18 protein-coding genes are annotated in these 20,075 nt (G+C 74.6%); 10 read left to right on the top strand and 8 right to left on the bottom strand.

The window, feature by feature from the left end; all coding sequences use genetic code 11:
- Positions 1 to 184: 184 nt before the first annotated feature.
- From GA0070603_RS30155 to GA0070603_RS30145, 3 genes are all read left to right on the top strand, one after another.
- Entirely contained in the window at positions 185 to 889 is a 705-nt protein-coding gene (locus GA0070603_RS30155) for a VOC family protein (protein ID WP_091321018.1), read from the top strand.
- 183 nt (positions 890 to 1,072) lie between these two features.
- Positions 1,073 to 1,504 carry a RusA family crossover junction endodeoxyribonuclease gene (locus GA0070603_RS30150; protein WP_091321016.1) on the top strand — a complete coding sequence of 144 codons (432 nt, stop codon included), beginning with the start codon at positions 1,073 to 1,075 and terminating at the stop codon, positions 1,502 to 1,504.
- A gap of 47 nt (positions 1,505 to 1,551) precedes the next feature.
- Entirely contained in the window at positions 1,552 to 1,827 is a 276-nt protein-coding gene (locus tag GA0070603_RS30145; protein ID WP_091321015.1) for a hypothetical protein, read from the top strand.
- 61 nt (positions 1,828 to 1,888) lie between these two features.
- Here GA0070603_RS30145 and GA0070603_RS30140 read toward each other — a convergent pair whose 3' ends face one another.
- The 5 genes from GA0070603_RS30140 to GA0070603_RS30120 all read right to left on the bottom strand — a co-directional run bounded on the left by GA0070603_RS30140 (position 1,889) and on the right by GA0070603_RS30120 (position 6,132).
- Positions 1,889 to 2,581 carry an AMIN-like domain-containing (lipo)protein gene (locus GA0070603_RS30140; protein ID WP_091321013.1) on the bottom strand — a complete coding sequence of 231 codons (693 nt, stop codon included), beginning with the start codon at positions 2,579 to 2,581 and terminating at the stop codon, positions 1,889 to 1,891.
- Between the two features lie 72 nt (positions 2,582 to 2,653).
- Complete coding sequence (locus GA0070603_RS30135; protein ID WP_091321009.1) at positions 2,654 to 3,586, bottom strand: rhomboid family intramembrane serine protease; 933 nt, start codon at positions 3,584 to 3,586, stop codon at positions 2,654 to 2,656.
- Between the two features lie 36 nt (positions 3,587 to 3,622).
- Complete coding sequence (locus GA0070603_RS30130) at positions 3,623 to 4,261, bottom strand: L,D-transpeptidase family protein (protein WP_091321007.1); 639 nt, start codon at positions 4,259 to 4,261, stop codon at positions 3,623 to 3,625.
- Between the two features lie 358 nt (positions 4,262 to 4,619).
- Complete coding sequence (locus GA0070603_RS30125; RefSeq protein WP_091321005.1) at positions 4,620 to 5,411, bottom strand: DUF4184 family protein; 792 nt, start codon at positions 5,409 to 5,411, stop codon at positions 4,620 to 4,622.
- A gap of 22 nt (positions 5,412 to 5,433) precedes the next feature.
- Positions 5,434 to 6,132: an HAD family hydrolase gene (locus GA0070603_RS30120; protein WP_091321003.1), complete on the bottom strand. Its 699-nt coding sequence runs from the start codon at positions 6,130 to 6,132 to the stop codon at positions 5,434 to 5,436.
- 203 nt (positions 6,133 to 6,335) lie between these two features.
- On the opposite strand from GA0070603_RS30120, the gene GA0070603_RS30115 reads away from it, so the two are divergent.
- Entirely contained in the window at positions 6,336 to 7,673 is a 1,338-nt protein-coding gene (locus GA0070603_RS30115) for a hypothetical protein (RefSeq protein ID WP_244282653.1), read from the top strand.
- Between the two features lie 40 nt (positions 7,674 to 7,713).
- Here the strand turns inward: GA0070603_RS30115 and GA0070603_RS30110 are convergent, their stop codons facing one another.
- Positions 7,714 to 10,416, bottom strand: coding sequence for an MGH1-like glycoside hydrolase domain-containing protein (locus GA0070603_RS30110; RefSeq protein ID WP_091320999.1), 2,703 nt, complete (start codon positions 10,414 to 10,416; stop codon positions 7,714 to 7,716).
- Positions 10,417 to 10,458: 42 nt separating this feature from the next.
- Here GA0070603_RS30110 and GA0070603_RS30105 point away from each other — a divergent pair, with 42 nt between their 5' ends.
- From GA0070603_RS30105 to GA0070603_RS30085, 5 genes are all read left to right on the top strand, one after another.
- On the top strand, positions 10,459 to 12,390 hold the full coding sequence (locus GA0070603_RS30105; protein ID WP_091320997.1) for an amylo-alpha-1,6-glucosidase: 1,932 nt from the start codon (positions 10,459 to 10,461) through the stop codon (positions 12,388 to 12,390).
- A 129-nt stretch (positions 12,391 to 12,519) separates the two neighbouring features.
- Positions 12,520 to 13,845: a glycosyltransferase family 4 protein gene (locus GA0070603_RS30100; protein WP_208862968.1), complete on the top strand. Its 1,326-nt coding sequence runs from the start codon at positions 12,520 to 12,522 to the stop codon at positions 13,843 to 13,845.
- A 79-nt stretch (positions 13,846 to 13,924) separates the two neighbouring features.
- On the top strand, positions 13,925 to 15,757 hold the full coding sequence (locus tag GA0070603_RS32260; protein WP_091320993.1) for a serine/threonine-protein kinase: 1,833 nt from the start codon (positions 13,925 to 13,927) through the stop codon (positions 15,755 to 15,757).
- Positions 15,758 to 15,956: 199 nt separating this feature from the next.
- The gene (locus GA0070603_RS30090; protein ID WP_091320991.1) at positions 15,957 to 16,766 is read left to right on the top strand and encodes a metal-dependent hydrolase; all 810 of its coding nucleotides are present in this window, start codon (positions 15,957 to 15,959) and stop codon (positions 16,764 to 16,766) included.
- Between the two features lie 17 nt (positions 16,767 to 16,783).
- Positions 16,784 to 17,683 carry an amidohydrolase family protein gene (locus tag GA0070603_RS30085; RefSeq protein WP_091320990.1) on the top strand — a complete coding sequence of 300 codons (900 nt, stop codon included), beginning with the start codon at positions 16,784 to 16,786 and terminating at the stop codon, positions 17,681 to 17,683.
- Between the two features lie 38 nt (positions 17,684 to 17,721).
- Here GA0070603_RS30085 and GA0070603_RS30080 read toward each other — a convergent pair whose 3' ends face one another.
- Positions 17,722 to 18,768: a phosphotransferase gene (locus GA0070603_RS30080; protein WP_091322447.1), complete on the bottom strand. Its 1,047-nt coding sequence runs from the start codon at positions 18,766 to 18,768 to the stop codon at positions 17,722 to 17,724.
- 359 nt (positions 18,769 to 19,127) lie between these two features.
- Between GA0070603_RS30080 and GA0070603_RS30075 the strand changes: the two genes are divergently transcribed.
- Positions 19,128 to 19,661, top strand: coding sequence for a DUF1062 domain-containing protein (locus GA0070603_RS30075; RefSeq protein WP_244282652.1), 534 nt, complete (start codon positions 19,128 to 19,130; stop codon positions 19,659 to 19,661).
- A gap of 61 nt (positions 19,662 to 19,722) precedes the next feature.
- Here GA0070603_RS30075 and GA0070603_RS30070 read toward each other — a convergent pair whose 3' ends face one another.
- Positions 19,723 to 20,055, bottom strand: a complete 333-nt coding sequence (locus GA0070603_RS30070; protein WP_091320986.1) for a TfoX/Sxy family protein — start codon at positions 20,053 to 20,055, stop codon at positions 19,723 to 19,725.
- Positions 20,056 to 20,075 lie beyond the last annotated feature (20 nt).

The following is a 20,075-nucleotide window of genomic DNA, read 5'->3' as shown; positions in this document are numbered from 1 at the left end:
GCGCCGGCGGTCGGCCTGGCGTCCCGGGACGTTTCGTGGGCCAGACAGTGCCCTGCCTGCGACGCTGCGAAACCTGAGCGTGACGGGACGGATACGACCGCCGCCGCTGTGGGCCGGATCACTCCCCCGGGCCGCGGCCGCCCGGCAGCGGGGCGATGTCCGACCCCGGCGGCATGATGGCCGGATGATCGCGCGCTTCAAGGACCTGTGCATGGACGCGGCCGACGCCCACCGGCTGGGCGGCTTCTGGGCCGGCATCCTCGACGGTAACCTGGTCGACACCGGCGACGGCGACGCCCGGATCGACCCCCGCGCCGCCGCCTCCGGCGCCGAGTCGATCTGGGTCAACACGGTGCCCGAGCCGCGGACCGGGAAGACCCGCGTCCACCTCGACCTGCGGCTCGCCGATCCGGGACCGGCCGCGCTGCTGGCCGCCGGCGCGCGCCTGGTCCGCGAGCCCGACGCGGAGATCAGCTGGTGGGTGCTGGCCGACCCGGAGGGCAACCAGTTCTGCGCGTTCCCGCCGCGCGGGGGCGGGCGGCCCGGCGTCTTCGAGCTGGTGGTGGACAGCGCCGACCCGGAGGCCCAGGCCGCCTGGTGGGCGGGGGTGGTCGGCGGCCGGGTGGAGGCCGCCGCCGAGGGCGCCGCCTCGGTGGTCGGTGCGGCGGGCTTCCCCTGGGACCACTGGGTCTTCGATCCCGTGCCGGAGCGCAAGCGGGTGAAGAACCGGGTGCACTGGGACGTCGAGTTGACCGGCACGGAGGTCACCGCGCTGATCGGGGCCGGCGCCACGCTGCTGCGCGAGCCCACCCCGGCCACGTCGTGGTGGGTGCTGGCCGACCCGGAGGGCAACGAGTTCTGCGCCTTCCGGCCGCGTCCCACCCAGTGAACGGCGAGGCTACCCAGCCTGCGCCCGGTCGACTAGCGTTTCCGTAGCTCCGCAGCCAGCGCGTCGCCGTCGAAGTCGATACGCCTCCGGCCGACCCCCAGCCCGTCCGATCGGTTGGTTCTCGCGCGAACCTCCTTCTGCGGTCCCACCGGTTGGGCAGGATTCCCACAAGGAGGTGCCGTCGTGCAGGACACCCGCGCTCTCGCCCTGACGTTCGAGGTGAGCGGCCTGCCCCCGGTCAAGACCGAGGCCCTGTCCATCTTCGCCGCGGGCCACCGGCAGGCGACGAGGGTCCGCACCCTGCTCCAGGCCGCCTGCACGGCGGCCCAGCGCACCGGGTGGACCCCGCTCGACGGTCCGATCGAGGTGGACGTGACCCTGCGCTGCCCGCCCGGGCACCGCACCTCCGACGCCAGCACGCTGGTGGGCGGGGTCTGCGCGGTGCTCCAGGACAAGAAGCGGGTGGCGAACATCGGCCTGGCCCACCTCGGGGTGCTGGTCGACGTCGCCCTCTGGTCCGACGACCGGCAGATCCGCCGGCTGTCCTACGTCGAGGAGCCCGCCGAGGACTTCTCGTACCAGGTCCGGGTGGCGGCCGTACCGAGGATGGTTTGACCGACGACGGCGGTGGGGTACCGCGGTCGCCGACGAAGGGAGCGCCGATGTCGGAGCCACATGTCACGCTCGATCCGAGCGGGCTCGATCCCGTGCAGGAGAAGCTGCGCGGCCCGCTGGAGGATCAGCTGACCTCGGCCCTGCAGGCGGCCGCCGACCGGGTCCGCGCCAGCTACGCGGGTGAGCCGGTCGAGGAGGTCTGCCGTCGGCTGCTCGACGAGACCCGCTCCGGGCTGCACCCGGACATCGCCGCCGGCTTCCAGCCGGACATGGACGAGTTCTGCCGGGTCGCGGTGGCCATCGTCCGCGGCGAGGTCGGCTGACGCACGCGCACCACGACCGCGCCGGCCACGGGAGCCGGCGCGGTCGGTCCGCGCGGGCGGGTCAGCCGCGTCGCACGTCGACCGCGACGACGTGGGTGCCGTCGGGGCGGGTGGACTCGCCCAGCCGCACCGGCAGCGTCTCGCCGGCCGGCGACTGCAGCCCCAGCCCGAAGCTGAGGTACCCCTCGAAGTCGCCGGCCGCGGCCCAGCCGCGCAGCGTCGGGTAGCCGATCCGCGACGGCGGCACGTCGGCCGTGCCGGCGCCGCGCGCGTCGTGCGCCCGCGCCGGGTCGAACCGCACCGAGAGGTAGGCGGTGCCGGGCAGTTCGACGGGCGCGCCGCGCCCCTCGGTCACCACCTGCGGGACGTAGCCGACCTGGTAGGAGGGCGTCGGGCCGCGGAAGGCGAAGGTGATCCGGCTGAACCCCTCGGCCGGGTGGTCGCCGACGCGCACCTCGACCAGGACCGGCAGCGGCTCCCCCGGCGGCGGGGTGACCGGCACCCGCACCTCGTGGGTCACCCGGGCGGGCGCGGCGGGAACCGCCCAGCCGTAGGTCGCCCGCCAGGAGCCCTCGACGGGCGCGCCGGAGGTGGGCCGGGCCGGGGTGGTGGCGGGGGTGGTCGCGGCGGTGGCGCCGGGCGTCGGCGCCGTCGCGGTCGTCGGGGCCGCGCCGTCGTGGTCGGTCGCCGTCGTGCAGGCCGCCGCGAGCAGCACGACCAGGCTGGCGAGCAGTGGTACGCGCTGAGGTGTCATGGCCCAGTGTCGCGCCCCGCCGCGTCCGTCCACCAGGGCCGTTCGTCCGGCCTGCCCGGGCGCCCGTGAGGGTCAGCCGGCGAGGGCGAGCGCCTTCACCGCGACCAGCGCGACGAGGAGCACGGCGACGGCCACGGTGACCGACACCTGCGCTGCGGTCCGCCGCCGGGCCGGGGCGTACGCGAACCCCAGGCCGACCAGCCCGCCGACCAGCAGGCCACCCAGGTGACCCTCCCAGGACGTCCAGCCGGCGGAGAGCACCATCCAGATCACGAACGGGATGAGCACCCGCTGCGGGTCGATCGGGTGGTGGTGCAGCCGCCGGGTGAGCACCACGTAGCAGCCGGCCAGGCCGTACACCGCGCCGGAGGCGCCGACCGCCGCCTCGTGCGGCGAGACCAGGAAGCCCAGGACCCCGCCGCCCAGCGCGGAGAGCAGGTAGACGGCGAGGTACCGGACGTGCCCCAGCCGCTCCTCGATGACCCGGCCGAGTTCCCACAGCCACCACAGGTTGAACGCGATGTGCAGGAAGCCGAGGGCGCCCTGGGTGGGCAGCAGGTGCAGGAACGACGACGTGATGAGCCGGTACCACTCGCCGTGCGCGATCCCGATCGCCTCGTACCCGGGTCGGGCGACGCCGTCGTCGACGTAGCGCTGGCCGGCGTCGTCGAGCAGCCCGGTGCCCAGGCTGTCGAACCGGTCGAGGACGGCCGGGTGGACCAGTTCGACCAGGTACGCCAGCACGATGAGGGCGACCAGCGCGTACGTCACCAGCGGCCGGGCCACCAGCCGGCCGCCGAAGACCGTGCGGGCCTGCCGGACGGTCCGGTTGTCCGCCCGGACGCACTCCGGGCAACGGTGGCCGACCGGTGCCTCGCGCATGCAGTCGGGGCAGATGTGGCGGTCGCAGCGGGTGCAGCGCAGCAGCGTCTCCCGCTTGGGGTGCCGGTAGCAGGTGCTGGCGGCGTTCTCGGCGGGCGGCTGGCCGGTGCTCACGGTGTCCATGGGAATGCGGTCCTGGCGGCTCGTGGGGGCGGGCGGTCAGTAGTTGTCGAGGTGTTCGGCGGGACTGAGCACGATGTGCGGCGCCGCCTCCGGGTCGAGCCACGTGAGCACCCCGACCAGGTGCTCGTGGGACAGGCTCACGCAGCCGGCCGTGGGGTTGCCCTCGGCACGGCTGAACTCGTGCAGGAAGATGCCGCTGCCGGCGTGCGGCACCGGGGCCGGGACGGTCGGCGGCATGTTGTAGGTGATCACCGCGAAGTGGGTGTACGCCGGGTCCTCCCGCCACAGCGCCTCGCTCTGGCCGCCCAACGGCTCGGCGGAGCGCTGGAAGCTGTTGTAGTGCGGGGACTCCGGCTCGGCGTTCCACCAGTCGTCGACAGCCACCCGGTGGTACGGGTGGCGGACGCCCGGGTTCGGAGCGATGCCGTAAACGGTGGGGCCGATGGCGTAGACGCCGGTCGGGGTGGTCGGCACGCCCTCGACGTGCCGGTCGCTGAAGCCGTCGGCGCCGATCCGGGCCGGCAACGGGGGCAGGGCCGTTCGCCAGTCGTCGCCGGCGCGGTCGTACGTCTCCAGGGTGGCGTGGGTGGTGCGCCAACCCTCGCCGGTGACGATGAGGACCTGCGCCGTGGCGGCTGGCAGGGAGGTCAACCGGGCGGCCTTCGTCGGCTTCACGCGGAGGATCCTCGCACGGGGCGGACGCCGGGCGGGAGGTGGCCGGACGGGTCAGGACCGGGTCCGCAACTCCCCGGTCCTGACCCCCAGCCGTCCGGTGTGGTAGCGGTAATTCGCCGTTGCGAGCGCGGCAGGCGTGGCACGCCGCCAACGCCGGGCTCAACACGGCGAGCCGGCCCGCCTGCACTCAGCTCCACGGTGCCCAACTACCGGACTTCGGCGCGCCCCCGTCTCACCCCGAAGAGGCGTGGGCGCGGGCTCAGGTTAGGCAGGTTCCCGCAGGTCGGACAAGGTTCGACGGGCCCGGGAGAATGTGATTGATGCCAACGTTGAAATACGGCATGTCGGCGTAACAGGGTCAGCCGGACGGGCGCTGTTTGTCTTCGAGGCGATGACTGCGCAGGGCCTCCGGCGGGGGCGCGGCCAGGGCTCCGGCCGCGGCCGCCCCGGCGATCAGCGCGGCCGCCGCGAGGTGCAGCAGGCGCACACCGGCCGGCGCCGGGACGGTGGCCGCCGGCAGGCCCGGCAGCAGCAGCGTCCCGAGCCCGGTGACCGCCAGGGCCACTGCCCAGAACACGCCCGGACGGGCCCGCGGCCCCGGCGGCGGGACACCCTCGAAGATCTCATGCCGGCGTGCGGCGCGCACCGCCAGGGCGGCGACCAGCAACCCGCCGCCCAGGGTGCCCGTCACGTCGGACAGCTGCCACCAGTACAACCCGGTCAGCGCGTGGAAGTCGGCGATGCCGAGCAGGCGCGGCCACCGGTCGCTGTGGGTGACCCGGTCCCAGGCGACGTGGCTGAACGCGCCGATCAGCGCCGAGCAGACGGTGACCTGCCAGGGATGCCGGACGCCGGCCAGCGCGACGTGGTCGGGCCAGCCGAACAGCCGCTGGCCGGGCAGGTGCACGGCGACCCCCGCGATCACCCGGCGGACGATCCAGGCGTACGCGAGGGCGACCGGCAGGCACCACCAGAGCAGCCCGCCGAGGGTGTGCGTCCGCAGCCCGGGGGCGAGCGCGGTGCCGGTGAACAGGTAGCCCACGTCCGGGGCGACCGCGCCGGTGGACAGCGCCACCCCGTCGAACCAGTGCGGCCGCCACAGCTTCAGCGGCAGCACCGGCGCCAGGTGCGACGGGAAGGTCAGCGGCACGCCCCGGACGTTACCGGCCGGATCAGAAGTGCCGGACCAGGTCGGGGAACGCGGCCAGCCGGATCACCCCGGGGTCGGACGGGTCCAGCTCGTCGTGCTCCAGCACCCAGGTGTTCTCGTTGGGGATGAACACCGCGTTCAGGCCGGCGGCCCGGGCGGGCAGGATGTCCGAGCGCGGGGAGTTGCCGACCATCCAGGCGGTGGCCGGGTCGAAGGCGTGCTCGCGGGCCAGCCAACGGTAGGTGTCGGCGTCCTTCTCCGGCACGATGTGCGCGGCGCGGAAGTGGTGCAGCAGCCCGCAGGCGTCGAGCTTGCGCTGCTGCTCCTCGCGCTCCCCCTTGGTGAGCAGCAGCAGCTCGTGCCGGGTGGCCAGGTCGTCAAGGGTCTCCGCCACGCCGGGCATCAGCTCGACCTGGTGGCCGACAAGCGCCGCCGCCAGGTCGTCGATCTCGGCGCGCTCCCGGTCGGTGGCCGGGCGCGCCCGCAGCTTCTCCAGGCACTCCCCCAGGCTGCGCAGGAAGACCTTGCTGCCGTAGCCGTGCGCGACCGCGTTGGCCCGCTCGATGTCGTCGAGCACCGCCCGGATCTCGACCCGGTCGAGCGTCGGATGGTCCAGCCAGGTGAGGAAGTCGTCGATCACCCGCTCGAAGAGGACATTGTTCTCCCAGAGCGTGTCGTCGGCGTCGAAGACCAGCACCGCGGCCTCCCGGCGCTGTGGCATCGCGTACTCCTCCCGTGTGCCGGACCGGGACACGGTACTGCCCGCGGCCGCTCCCGGCAGCCCGGTTTCCGGCAGGTCGGCCAGGACCAGCCGACAAGATCATCGGAGGCGGACGGACGGACCGTCCGGACTGGCCGAACGCCGTGTGACCGGCGGCGGGAACCCGACTGCGCGTACCCGGGTCGGGGCGGGATGCTTCGGCGATGACGACCTCACGCGATCATCCACGCGCGACACCGGCCCGGCGCCGGCGTCGCCGGAGGGCGGCCACCGCAGTGGTGGCCGCGCTCGCCGCCGCCGGCGGCGCGCTTGCCCCCTCGCCGGCCCTCGCGGTCAACGCCACGCACACCACGGTGGTGGGCACCAACCCGGTGGACTGGACGCCGCACGCGCTCGACGGCACCGTGTACCGGATCCTCCAGATCGGCAACCGGGTCTACCTGGCCGGCTCGTTCACCACGGTCCGCAACGCCGGGCAGACCGCCCAGCTCGCGATGCCGCGGCTGGTGGCGCTCGACGCCACCACCGGGCGGATCGACACCACGTTCCGGCCGGTGGTCAACGGCACGGTCAAGGCGCTCGCCGCCGCGCCGGACGGCCGCTCGCTCTACATCGGCGGCGCGTTCACCACCGTCAACGGCGTGGCCGCCCCGCGGGTGGCCCGGGTCGACGCGGCCACCGGCGCCCGGGTCGCCGGGTTCGCCCCGGCCGCGCTCAACAACCAGGTCAACGACATGCGGCTGGTCGGCAACCGGCTGATCCTCGGCGGGGCGTTCCAGACCGTCGGCGGGGTGACCCGCCGTGCCCTGGCCGCGCTGAACGCCACCACGGGCGCCGCCGACGCCTCGGTGAACCTGCGGATCGAGGGCCCGCGGAAGACCACGACCGGCGCCACCGCACCGGTCAAGATCGAGGCCCTGGACGTCTCGGCCGACGGCCGGCGGCTGGTCTTCGTGGGCAACTTCAGCTCGGTCGCCGGCGTGGCGCGCCACCAGCTCGCGGTGGCGAACCTGAGCGACACCGGGGCCACGCTGTCCGGCTGGTCGACGCTCCGCTACCAGCCGCAGTGCGCCGCGTCCATGCCCACGTACCTGCGCGGGGTGGACATCTCCCCGGACGGCACCTGGTTCGTGGCCGTCACCACCGGCGCCGCGTTCCCCGGCACGCTCTGCGACGCGGCGTCCCGCTTCGAGTTCGGCGCGGAGGCCGGCGGCAAGCAGCCGACCTGGGTGAACTACACCGGTGGGGACACCCTGCTGTCGGTGGCGATCACGGGAGCGGCGGTGTACGTCGGCGGCCACCAGCGCTGGCTGGACAACCCGTACGGGCGGAACTCGGCCGGCGCGGGCGCGGTGTCCCGGCCGGGGATCGGGGCCATCCACCCGACCACGGGCAAGGCGCTGGCCTGGAACCCGACCAAGGACCGGGGCGTCGGCACCGCCGAGCTGTACGCCACCGACCGGGGCCTCTGGGTCGGCAGCGACACCGTCACGGTGGCCGGCGAATACCACGCCCGGGTGGCGTTCCTCCCGCTGCCATGAAGGTGTGGGGCGCGGCGGATTCTTCCGCCGCGCCCCACCGTCAGCGGCGCAGGGTGAGGATCAGGTCGGCGACCAGCGCGGTCCACCCGGTCTGGTGCCAGGCGCCGAGGCCGGCGCCGTTGTCGCCGTGGAAGTACTCCGGGAAGCAGATCAGGTCCCGCCAGTCCGGGTGGGTCTGGAAGAGCTGGGCCGCGCCGTAGATCGGCCGCCGGCCCCAGCCGTCCCGGGTGAACAGCGAGATCAGCCGGGCCGACAGGTCGTCGGCGATCTCGTCGAGGGTGCGCTTCACCCCGGACCGGGTCGGATACTCCACCTGGAGGTCGTCGCCGAAGAAGGCGGCGTAGTCGCGCAGCGCGCTGATCAGCAGGAAGTTCGTCGGCATCCAGATCGGGCCGCGCCAGTTGGAGTTGCCGCCGAACAGGCCGCTCGTCGACTCGGCCGGCTCGTAGCCCACGCCGAACTCCTGGCCGCCGAGGGTGACCGTGAACGGCTTGTCCAGGTGGGCGCGGGAGAGCGTGCGCAGCCCGTATTCCGAGAGGAACTCGTCGGTGTCCAGCATCCGGGCGAGCAGGCGCACCACCTGGTCGGGGCCGACCATGGAGAGCAGCCGCTGCTGCCGGCCGTCCGGGCCGAGCCGGCGGGCGCCGATGACCTCGGCGTACTCGGGGCGGTTGGTGAGGAACCAGCGCAGCCGGGCGCCCAGCTCGGGCAGCCGGTGCAGGGTCCGCGCGGTGAGCCGGGTGACCGCCGCGAGCGGCAGCAGCCCGACCACCGAGCGGACCTTCAGCGGCACCTTCGTGCCGTCGGCCTGCCGGAGCACGTCGTAGAAGAACGCGTCCTCGTCATCCCAGAGCCCCTGGTCGTACGCGGCCGCCGCGATGTACGCGAAGTGCTCGAAGAACTTCGTCGCCGTGTCCACGTACGCCCGGTCGTGCTCGGCCAGCACGATGGCCATGTCGAGCAGGTTGAGCGCGTACATGGCCATCCAGCCGGTGCCGTCGGACTGCTCCAGCACCCCGGCCACCGGCAGCGCGGCCGACCGGTCGAACGGGCCGACGTTGTCCAGCCCGAGGAAGCCGCCCTCGAACACGTTGTTGCCGCCGGTGTCCTTCCGGTTGACCCACCAGGTGAAGTTGAGCAGCAGCTTGTGCATCACCCGGGCGAGGAACTCGTGGTCCCGGGAGCCGTCGATCTCGAACACCTTCAGCGCCGCCCACGCGTGCACGGGCGGGTTCACGTCGCCGAACGCCCACTCGTACGCCGGGATCTGCCCGTTCGGGTGCAGGTACCACTCGCGGAGCAGGAGCAGCAGCTGCTCCTTGGCGAAGCCCGGGTCGACCCGGGCGATGGTGACGCAGTGGAAGGCCAGGTCCCAGGCGGCGTACCAGGGGTATTCCCAGGGGTCCGGCATGGAGATCACGTCGAAGCTGTTCATGTGCCACCAGGCGCTGTTGCGCCCGTGCCGGCGGCCGGCCGGCGGTGGCGTGGAGCCCGGGTCGCCCTCCAGCCAGCGCTTGATGTCGAAGTGGTAGAACTGCTTGCCCCACATGAGCCCGGCGATGGCCTGCCGCGCCACCAGCGCCTCGTCGGCGCTGGCGGCGGCCGGGATGACGCTGTCGAAGAAGCGGTTGGCCTCGGCGCGCCGGGCCCAGAGCACCGTGTCGAACCCGTCGCCGAGGTCGGCCGGGGGTGGCGGGGTGCTCGCCGGGGGCGGGGCGGTGCGGGTCAGCCGCAGCCGGATCTGCCGCTGCCCGCCGGCCGGCACGTCCAGCACGTAGTGCAGCGCGCCCTTGGTGCCCTCCCGGTCCGGGTTGACGGTGTCGGCGCCGGCCACCACGTGGTCGTTGATGCCGTCCTTCGGGTACGGCGACCGCCCCGGCAGCCCCCACAGCCGCTCGGCGTTGGTGTCGTTGTCGCAGAGCAGCGGCGTGGGCGCGCCGTCGCCCTCCAGCAGGAGCTGGCCGAGCACCCGGTGCTCACCGACCAGCCGGGCGCCGTCGCCCACGAGCCGGGGCACCCGGTCGCCGCCGGGCAGCCCCCACGCCCAGGTGTTGCGGAACCAGAGGGTGGGCAGCACGTGCAGGGTCTCGTCGGTGTCGCCCCGGTTGGCCACGGTGATCAGCACGCACAGGTCGGTCGGGGACGCCTTGGCGTAGTCGACGGTCACCGCCCAGTACCGGTCGTCGTCGAAGATCCCCGTGTCGACCAGCTCGTACTCCGTGTCGTCCCGGCCGCGCAGCGCGTTCACCGCGACCAGCTCGTCGTACGGGAAGGCGGCCTGCGGGTAGTGGTAGCGCCAGCGCATCCACGAGTGGGTGGGCGTGGAGTCCTCGTACCACCAGTAGTCCTTCACGTCCTCCCCGTGGTTGCCGCCGTCGCCGCCGAGGCCGAACATCCGCTCCTTGAGGATCGGGTCCCGCCCGTTCCACAGGGCGAGGGCGAAGCAGAACGTCTGCCGGTCGTCACAGACGCCCGCCATGCCGTCCTCGTTCCACCGGTAGGCTCGGGACCGCGCGTGATCGTGGGGGAAGTAGTCCCAGGCCGTGCCGTGTTCGCTGTAGTCCTCCCGTACCGTCCCCCACGCCCGCTCGGACAGATAGGGACCCCATGCGCGCCAGTCCTGCTCCCCGGCATCGGCCTGGGCGAGCCGGTGCCGCTCGGGGTCGGGGGTCGCGGAGGTCGGGCGGTCAGTGATCACCTGCACATCTTCGACGCCCCCGGGGTACTTCTCCACAGGGGCCATTGTCGTCGTGGCGGGTGACACCCCGCCGGTGGTGGAGGAAAGTTGATCGACATTCGCTTCGGTCCGCAGGTCTGCGGGGAGCTGTCCGCCTCGTCGACCCGGGAGTGGCTGGTCACCGACGGGCGGGGCGGCTACGCCATGGGCACGGTCGCCGGGCTGCGCACCCGGCGCTACCACGGCCTGCTCGTGGTGGCCGGAGAGACGCCCGCCGCCCGCAAGGTGGGACTGGTCAGCCTCGACCCGGCGGTGACCCTGCCCTCCGGGCGGCAGGCCCGGCTCGGCGCGCACGAGTGGTCCTCCGGCGTGGTCGACCCGCGCGGCTTCGAGCTGCTGGAGCGCTTCGACCTCACCGAGGGGGTGCCCCGCTGGCGCTGGCGGATCGGCGACGTGGTGATCGAGCGGGAGATCGCCATGGCGTACGGCCGGTCCTGCGTGGCGGTGGTGCACCGGCTGATCTCCGGCGGCCCGGTCCGGCTGGACCTGGCCGCGGCCTGCACCTGGCGGGACGCGCACGGCGAGCGGCGGGCGGACGGCCCGGCCCCGCGGCTGGAGCAGGTGGCCGGCGGCGCGGTGGTGGACGGCGCGTTCCGGCTGGCCGGGCCCGACTGGACCCCCGAGGGGCAGTGGTGGCTCGGGGTGCGGCACCGGGAGGAGGCGGCGCGCGGGCTGCACCCCGACGAGGACCTCTGGTACGCGGGCCGGTTCTCCGGCGCCCTCGACGAGCCGGGCGCCGAGGTGTCCGTGCTGGCCTGGGCCGACGACCTGGCCGAGGAGCCGCCGCCGGCGACCGCGCTGGTGGAGGCGGCCCGGCGGCGGCACCGGGCGGTGGTGGCCGCGGCGAAGCCGGACGACGACGTCGACGCGACCCTCGCCCTGGCCGCCGACGCGTTCGTGGTGCGCACCGCCACCGGCCCCGACGTGGTGGCCGGCTACCCCTGGTTCGGGGCCTGGTCGCGGGACACCATGACCTCCTACGAGGGGCTCTTCCTCCGCACCAACCGGGGCGAGGAGGGACGGGACCTGCTGCGGGCGTACGCCGCCACGCTGTCCGAGGGGATGCTCGCCAACACCGCCGACACCGGGCGGGTGGAGCACAACACCGTCGACGCCACGCTGTGGTTCCTGCACGCGGTGAGCCGGCACGTCGCCGTCACCGGGGACACCGACCTCGGCGCGGAGCTGCTGCCGGCGCTGCACGGCGTGGTGGCGGCGCACGTGGCGGGCACCCGCTACGGCATCCGGGTCGACCCGGCCGACGGGCTGCTCACCCAGGGCGGCCCGCCGGACGTCGCGCTCACCTGGATGGACGCCCGGGTCTACGGGGTGCCGGTCACCCCGCGCACCGGCAAGCCGGTCGAGGTCAACGCGCTCTGGGTCAACGGGCTGGCCGGGCTCGCCGAGCTGACCGAGCTGACCGGCCGGGACGCCACCGAGCTGCGGGACCGGCACGCGCGGGCCGTCGCCGCGTTCCGGGAGCGCTTCCCCACGCCGGCCGGCTGGCTGCACGACGTGGTGGACGCGCCGGCGCCCGCGTACCCGCTCGGCGGGGCGCCGCACCACGACGACGACCTGCTCCGCCCCAACCAGCTGCTCGCCTGGTCGCTGCCGTACGCGCCCCTCGAACCGGACGAGGTCACCCTGCGCCGGGTCACCGAGGCGCTGTTCACCCCGCTCGGGCCGCGCAGCCTCGCCCCCGACTCCCCCGGTTTCGTGGGCCGGCACCGGGGTGGCCCGGCCGAGCGGGACTCCGGCTACCACCAGGGCACGGTCTGGCCCTGGCTGGTCGGGCCGTTCGTCGACGCGTACCGCCGGGCCGGCCTGCCCACCGACGACCTGCTGGTGGGACTGGAGGGGCACCTGACCGAGTACGGCCTCGGCTCGGTGAGCGAGACCGCCGACGGCCTGGCCCCGCACGCCGCCACCGGCTGCCCGTTCCAGGCGTGGTCGGTGGCCGAACTGCTGCGCGTCCGGTAACGCGTTACAGACCGGCAACCGGCGCGTCTCCGCTGGTTATCGACCGCTGGGCAGGATGGGCTGCGACCACACGACGCGCCCCGCGGGTGCCGTCGGGCGGTGCGGGAACCACAACTCAAAGGGGGCCGCATGTCCGCTGACGCCGACGTGATCGACATCCAGCCCGCCCGGCACCAGCGGGTGCTGATCCTCTCCTGGGAGTACCCACCCGTGCTCGTCGGTGGCCTCGGCCGCCACGTGCACGCGCTCTCCGTCGCCCTGGCCGCCGCCGGCCACGAGGTCACCGTCGTCACCCGGCACGCCGAGGGCGCGCCCCTGGAGGAGTACGCCGACGGCGTGCGGATCCTGCGGGCCGCCGAGGACCCGGTCCGGTTCCCGCTCGCCACCGACTCGCTGCTGGCCTGGACCATGGCCTTCAACCACACCCTCACCCGGACCGCCCTGCGCGCCGCCGAGTCCGGCGCGTACGACGTCATCCACGCCCACGACTGGCTGGTCGCGCACACCGCGGTCACCCTCGCCGAGCACCTGGACCTGCCCCTGGTCACCACCATCCACGCCACCGAGGCCGGCCGGCACCAGGGCTGGCTGCCGGCGGAGATGAACCGCACCATCCACGGCGTCGAGCACTGGCTGAGCAACGCCTCGGCCCGCGTCATCGCCTGCTCCGGCTACATGCGCGACCAGGTGGCGCGGCTGTTCGACGTGCCGGCCGGGCGGATCGACGTGGTGCCCAACGGGGTGGACGACCGGGCCTGGCACGCCCGCCCCCGCGCGGTCTCCGCCGCCCGGGCCCGGTTCGCCGGGGACGGGCCGCTGGTCGGGTACGCGGGCCGGCTGGTGTACGAGAAGGGCGTGCAGCACCTGGTGCACGCCGTGCCGCACCTGCGGGACCGGCACCCCGGCCTGCGGGTGGTGATCGCCGGCGACGGCCCGTACCGCGACGAACTGGTCGACCAGGCGCGCCGGCTGCGCCTCGCCGACACCGTACGGTTCGCCGGTTTCCTGGACGCCACCCAGCTCCCGGCCGTCCTGGCCGCCACCGACGCGACTGTGATCCCCAGCCTCTACGAGCCGTTCGGCATGATCGCCCTGGAGGCGGCCGCCGCCGGCGCGCCCCTCGCCGTGGCGGACACCGGCGGCCTCGCCGAGATCGTCGAGCCCGGGGTGACCGGGGTGACCTTCCCGCACGGCGACCCGGACGCCCTGGCCGGCGCGGTCGACCGGCTGCTCGGCGACGAGGTCTTCGCCCGCCGGGTGGCCCGCCGCGCGCGCACCATGGTCGCCGAGCGCTACACCTGGTCCGCCATCGCCGCCCGGACCGCCGGCAGCTACGCCACCGCCCGCCGCGAGCACGGCGCGTTCCAGGCCCGCCGGGCGACGGCGCTGCTGGCCGGTGACCGTTCCGCCATCACCATCCCGGACGGGAACCTGCTGGCCGGGGCCGCGAGCTGAGCCCGCGCCGCCCGCACGGGCGATAGGTCTCGCCCGATCCGTTGGCTATTGTGGACCTCCACCAGCGGTGAGGAGTGCGGTGCAGCAGGTAGTGATCGCCGGCCGGTACCGCCTGCTCGACCTGGTCGGACGCGGCGGGATGGGCCGGGTCTGGCGGGCCTGGGACGAGATGCTGCACCGCGAGGTGGCGGTGAAGCAGGTGGTGCCGCCGGCCTGGCTCGCCCCGCACGAACGCGACGAGCTGCGCGGCCGCACGCTCCGCGAGGCCCGGACGGCCGCCCGGCTCAGCCACCCGAACGTGGTGCGGGTCTACGACGTGGTGCGGGTCGACGGCGACCCGTGGCTGGTCATGGAGTACGTCCCGTCCCGGTCGCTCCAGGAGATCGTCGAGACGGACGGGCCGGTGGACCCGCGCCGGGCCGCCGGGATCGGGCTGGCGGTGCTGGCCGCGCTGCGCGCCGCGCACGACGCCGGTGTGCTGCACCGCGACGTGAAGCCCGGCAACGTGCTGCTGGCCCGGGACGGCCGGGCGCTGCTGACCGACTTCGGGCTGGCCGTCTTCGACGGCGGCGACGGGATGATGACCCGCCCCGGCCTGGTCCTCGGTTCCCCGCAGTACGTGGCCCCGGAGCGGGCCGCCGAGGGGGTGTCCAGCGTCGAGGCGGACCTGTGGTCGCTGGGCGCCACCCTGCACGCGGCCGTGGAGGGCCGGTCCCCGTACGCCCGCAGCACCGCCATGGCCACGCTGACCGCGCTGGCCAGCCAGCCGCCGGACCCGGCGCCGCACGCCGGCCCGCTGGCGCCGGTGCTGGCGGGGCTGCTCCGCCGCGACCCGCGGCACCGGCTCGGCCACGACGACGCGGCCCGGCTGCTGGCCGCCGCCACCGCGCCCGCCGTCGACGTGCCGGCCCGACCGTCCCCCGCCGCCATCTCGCCGGCCCCCGACGTGCCGGCCCTGGCCGCCGGGTGGACCGGCCGGCAGCAGCACCCGGACCAGCCGCAGGGCGGCCCGGAAGCCGCCGGTGCGCAGCCCCTTGCCGCCGGGCCGGCCGGCGCGGACGGACCAGCCGGCGCGGACGGACCAGCCGGCGCGGACGGACCAGCCGGCGCGGACGGACCAGCCACGGCGGACGGACCGGCGCCGGCCGCGCCCGCCACCGGGGACAGCGGCGGGGGCCCGAGCCGGCGGCGCCGGGCGGCGGCGCGCCGCTGGGGGCTCGCGGCGGCCGCCGCGGTGCTCGCCGTGGCGGCGGGTGTCGGCACCGCGCTGGCGGTCACCGACGACCACGACGGGCGATCGGGCGGCGACCCGCACGCCGACGCGCCGGACGAGCCGTGGGAGCGCCGCCCCGGCCCGCCCGGTGGCCCGCCGCCCGGCGTGCCGCCACCCCCGTTTCCCTGCGTCCGGCCCGACGCCACGGGCACGCCGGTCCGGGGCGGCTCGCCGCCCACCGACGCGGCGCTGACCCTCCCGGCGGGCTGGCTCTGGTACGCCGACTCCGCCGGCTTCCGGGTCGCGGTGCCGGCCGGCTGGCTGCGGCTGAGGTCCGGCAGCACCACGTGCTTCCAGGACCCGGCGACCCGGCGGATCCTCGGTGTCGAGCCGTACCCGGGCGGCGGGGACTCGGTGGGCCAGCTCCGGGCGGCCGAGCAGGACCTCACCACCGACGGCCGGCTGCCCGGGTACGAGCGGGTGCGGCTGGCCGCCGCCGGGGGCGGCGCGGAGTGGGAGTGCCGCTGGACCGCCCCGTACGGGGAGCGGATGCACGCGCTGCGGGTGCTGCCCGGCGACGCCGGCGGGTGGACGCTGGGCTGGACCACGTCCGACGCCGACTGGTCCGCCGGCGCAGGGCAGCTGGCGCTGATCCGGGACAGCTTCCGGACCGGTCGCGCCACCCGCGCGGCCGGCTGACACGCCGCGTCCCGTACCCGACAGTTGCCCCGGCCCGGCCGGACCGGGACGACATACTTCCTGGTGATTCGGCGGCGCCCGCCGGGCCGGTCCGGCAACCCCTCCCCAGTGGACCGTCCGGGTGATGCCCCGGGGCCCGACGCCTAACTACAGTGACGTAGTTTTTGTCGATCAAGACTTCTGGGGAGGGCGAGCCGAGATGATGGGACCGTCCCACGCGCTGTCCGGCGCGGCGGTGTGGCTGACCGGCTCCTGGGCGCTGGACCAGTTCGCCGACTACCACCAGACGCCACTCGCGCTGGCGGTCGGCACCGCGGTCTGCGCGGGCGGGGCGCTCTTCCCCGACCTCGACCTCTCCGGCAAGGTGACCCGCAACCAGGGCGGCGCCACCGTGGCCCGGACCTTCGGGGTGTTCAGCCTCTTCATCGCCGAGGTGATGGAGAAGATCTCGCTGGGCGTCTACTACGCGACCAAGCTCAGCAGGGATCCGCGCCGCAACAACGGGCACCGGACGCTGACCCACACCATCCCGTTCACCCTGCTCGTCGGCTGGGGCACCACAGCGCTCTGCGCCGCGTACGGCAAGTGGGCGGTGGTCAGCATCCTCTTCTTCATGATCGGTCTGGCGCTGCGCGGGCTCTTCGACGAGTGGGCCGAGCGGGCCGGCTGGGTGGTCGTCACCCTGCTGTCGGCGGCCGCGGCCTGGTTCACCTTCGCCAACCTGCCCGGTGACCGCGGCTATCCGCTCATCGGCACCGCGGTCGGGGTGGGCTGCTTCGTGCACATCCTCGGCGACATGATCACCAAGGCGGGGGTGCCGATCCTCTGGCCCATCCCGATCAAGCGGCGGATGTGGACGATGGTCGGGCTGCCCAACGGTATCGCGCTGCGCACCGGGAGCAAGGCCGAGACGATCGTGCTGCGCGCGGCGCTGACCGTGCTCTCCGTGCTCGCGGCGGTGGGGCTCGTCGCGCCCTCGGTGCTCCAGCGGTTCAACATCGAAGTTTGAGCCCACCCCAACTTCCAATGGACCACACGGGGCCGCCGGTCGAGGACGCGGCGGTACCGGAGTTCTGGCGTGAGCTGGGGCTGCCCGGGCTCGCCGACGTGCACACCCACTTCCTGCCGCCCCGGATGCTGCGCAAGGTGTGGGCGTACTTCGACGCGGCCGGGCCGCTGGTCGGCACCGAGTGGCCGATCCGCTACCGGTGGGACGACGAGGCGCGGGTGGCGCACCTGCGCCGGCTCGGCGTGCGGATGTTCACCGCGCTGGCGTACCCGCACCGGCCCGGCATGGCCGAGGCGCTGAACGACTGGACGCTGGACTTCGCGGCGCGTACCCCCGGTTGTCTGCCCTCGGCGACCTTCTTCCCGGAGCCGGCGGCCGCCCGCTACGTGGCGGGCGCGCTCGCGGCCGGCGCCCGGGTGTTCAAGGTGCACGTCCAGGTGGGCGGCTTCGCGCCGACCGACCCGGCGCTGGACGGCGTGTGGGGGCTGCTGGCCGAGGCCGGCGTGCCGGTCGTGGTGCACGCCGGGCACGCGCCGGTCGGCACCGCCCACACCGGTCCGGCGTCGTTCGCCGCGCTGCTGGCCCGGCACCCCGCGCTGACCGCGGTCGTGGCGCACCTGGGCGCCCCGGACTACGCGGCCTTCCTCGACCTGGCCGAGCGGTACCGGCACGTGCGGCTGGACACGACGATGGCGTTCACCTCGTTCTTCGACAGGTTCGTGCCGTTCCCGGCGGCGGAGCTGCCCCGGCTGCGCGAGCTGGGGCTGGCCGGGAAGGTGCTGCTCGGCAGCGACTTCCCGAACATCCCCTACCCGTACGCCGAGCAGCTCGACGGGCTGGCCCGGCTCGACCTGGGCGACGACTGGCTGCGGGCGGTCTGCTGGGAGGCGGCCGCCGCGCTGTTCGACCTGGCATGAGCCGGACGGGGTATCGACGTGGCTGTGACGCCTGACGGTCAGGGCAGCGAGTCGTCCGCCCAGTGGGCGAGAAGCTCCAGCACCGGCCGGCGACCGGCGAACATCGCCGCCTCGTCGCGCCGGTCGTAGGTCTGGCCGGTGGCGCCGCCGGCCCGGTTGAGCATCACCGGCGCGAGCCAGAAGTACTTGGCCGCGCCGGTGAGCCGGACCGCACGGGCCACCAGCACCGGATCGACCACGCCGCGCAGCCCCTCGACGTAGCCGGCGAGCACCGCGTCGGCGACCTCGGGCAGGAGCGCCACGTCGACCAGACCGTCGAAGAAGGTGTCCAGGACGAGGTTCGCGGCGTCCTCACCGATCGGTCCCGGCCCGACGAAGGACCAGTCCAGCAGGACCGGACCGCCGTCGCTGAGCACCAGGTTCGTCGGCCAGACGTCGTGGTGACAGAGGGTACGCGGAAGCCGGTCCGTGGCCGCCAGCAGTTCCCGCCGCCGCTCCCAGAGCCCGCGGAGCGCGGCCCGGAGGGGTGCGGGCCAGGCCGCCACGGCGACGGGATGGTCCCAGGCCACCGGCTCGGTCACCGGCCGGCTCAGCGTGTAGTCGCGCAGCCAGTCCCGGGCCAACCAGTCGTAGCGGGACAACTCGCCGGTACGGCCCAGCCAGTCGGCGTGCGCGGCACCGAGCCGGCGGGCCAACTCGCCGAAGTCGCCCACCGTGCCGGCCGTTCCCGGCCGCCCGTCCGCCTCGGCCAACCACAGCGCCACAGTGCCGTCCGGCCGGTCCCGGACCGCGAGCACGGCCGGCCCGGCCTGGCCGGCGCTCGCCCAGGCGGTGGTCGCCAGCCCGCTGCGATACGCCTCGACCTCACGCCGCCAGTAGTTCCAGTGTCCCGGTTCGGCGCTCGCCGCCCAGTGCGCCGGGCCGACGTCGCCGTCGCCGCCGGGGGGCGTGATCAGCTTGAGCACCGCCGGCCGCCCGTCCCGACGGGTCCGCCAGATGCCGCCGGTCACCCCGTTGAGCGGGTTGTGGGTCAACGGGTCTGCCGGCTCGCCGGCGGGGACGAGGTCGAGCGGAGGGCGGGTCATCGCGCGCAGCCTACCGGCCGCGGCCGCACTCGGCCGGACCCCCGCGCGGTCCAGGGAATCGGCCGCCATGACGTTCCGCTTTACCGGCCTACCTCGTGTTGCGGGCCGGATCGAGGGATCGGGCCCGTTCGAGACTCCGCCCGGAGCCCGTGAATCCGACCGCGGAAAACCGGTGGAGCGGCGTCGTTGTGCGCCGTTACCGTGCTGCCGGGCCAGATCGTCCAGGCGAAGGACATGCCGTTGTACACCCTGTGAGACCTCCCGAGCGCTGATTCGTCGCGCGTCGCGCTGATGCGCCGCGCTTCCTCTTGCTGCGGACTTCTCACTGAAATCGGTGTATTTCTGTGCTCATCAATTGGGTGGTCGTACCCACCTGCCTGCCTCTCGTCGTCCGCCGTTGCCACGTGTGCGCGTCCGAGCGCTTCCGGGCGAGCGGCAAATTCCGCGTCAACGCCAACCACAAGCTCCTCGACGCCTGGCTCCTCGTGCTCTGCACCCGGTGCGGGGACACGGCGAAGCTCACGCTCCTGGAGCGGACGAACGTCCGCGCCATCAGACCCGAGCTGCTGAACCGGCTGCATCACAACGACCCGGACCTGACCGCCGAACTGCTCCAGAATCCGGACGTGCAGCGCCGTAATCGCATCGCCCTCGACTGGGACGACGCGTGGCGCCTCGACACCGGCGGAGGGGATCCTCCGGACGCCGAGGTGATCGACGTGGCGGTCCGCTTCGCGGCGCGGATTCCCGTCCGGCCGGTGCGGCTGATCGCCGAAGGGTGCGGGCTCTCGCGGGCGGAGGTCGAGAGGCTGATCGCGGAGGGGAAGGTCGTTTCGGCGGTCCGGCTGACCGGCCGGCTCTCCGGCGACTTCACCTTCACGCTCAAGCGCTGATCCCTCGTCGGGACCGGGGCCGGTCCGGCGGGGATCCGCCGGGCAGGCCCCGGGCGCCGCCCTACTTCGCCGGCAGGGTCCCGGCGTAGCCGACGCCCCGGTCGACCCACCGGGCCAGATCGGCATCGTCCACGCAGGCGGCGGGATCCACAGTGATCCAGCCCCGCATGGGGCGCCCCCGCATCACCGTCGCCTGGGCGCCGGGCTCCGCCTCCAGCCGCTCGGACTCGGCCGGGTCGACCCGGACCATGAGGCCGCCGGCGCCGCGGACGACCACCGCCATGTTGCCCCTCACCATCATCGCCAGGCCGCCGAACATGCGCTTCTCGTCGAACCCGGTCTCGCGCCCGACCAGTTCCCGGACCCGGTCCGCGAGGTCCTCGTCATACGCCATAGCCGCATCCTGGCACCCGG

This window comes from Micromonospora chersina, assembly GCF_900091475.1.
GTDB lineage: Bacteria > Actinomycetota > Actinomycetes > Mycobacteriales > Micromonosporaceae > Micromonospora > Micromonospora chersina.
The sequence above is the reverse complement of the archived record's forward strand: the minus strand, read 5'-3'. Positions and strand labels throughout refer to the sequence as shown.

Coding starts and splice junctions, on each gene's coding strand:
- GA0070603_RS30085 (WP_091320990.1), top strand. CDS start 16,784: ATGGACCACACGGGGCCGCCGGTCGAGGACGCGGCGGTACCGGAGTTC.
- GA0070603_RS30155 (WP_091321018.1), top strand. CDS start 185: ATGATCGCGCGCTTCAAGGACCTGTGCATGGACGCGGCCGACGCCCAC.
- GA0070603_RS30140 (WP_091321013.1), bottom strand. CDS start 2,581: ATGACACCTCAGCGCGTACCACTGCTCGCCAGCCTGGTCGTGCTGCTC.
- GA0070603_RS30070 (WP_091320986.1), bottom strand. CDS start 20,055: ATGGCGTATGACGAGGACCTCGCGGACCGGGTCCGGGAACTGGTCGGG.
- GA0070603_RS30080 (WP_091322447.1), bottom strand. CDS start 18,768: ATGACCCGCCCTCCGCTCGACCTCGTCCCCGCCGGCGAGCCGGCAGAC.
- GA0070603_RS30145 (WP_091321015.1), top strand. CDS start 1,552: ATGTCGGAGCCACATGTCACGCTCGATCCGAGCGGGCTCGATCCCGTG.
- GA0070603_RS30110 (WP_091320999.1), bottom strand. CDS start 10,416: ATGGCCCCTGTGGAGAAGTACCCCGGGGGCGTCGAAGATGTGCAGGTG.
- GA0070603_RS30090 (WP_091320991.1), top strand. CDS start 15,957: ATGATGGGACCGTCCCACGCGCTGTCCGGCGCGGCGGTGTGGCTGACC.
- GA0070603_RS30115 (WP_244282653.1), top strand. CDS start 6,336: ATGACGACCTCACGCGATCATCCACGCGCGACACCGGCCCGGCGCCGG.
- GA0070603_RS30120 (WP_091321003.1), bottom strand. CDS start 6,132: ATGCCACAGCGCCGGGAGGCCGCGGTGCTGGTCTTCGACGCCGACGAC.
- GA0070603_RS30135 (WP_091321009.1), bottom strand. CDS start 3,586: ATGGACACCGTGAGCACCGGCCAGCCGCCCGCCGAGAACGCCGCCAGC.
- GA0070603_RS30100 (WP_208862968.1), top strand. CDS start 12,520: ATGTCCGCTGACGCCGACGTGATCGACATCCAGCCCGCCCGGCACCAG.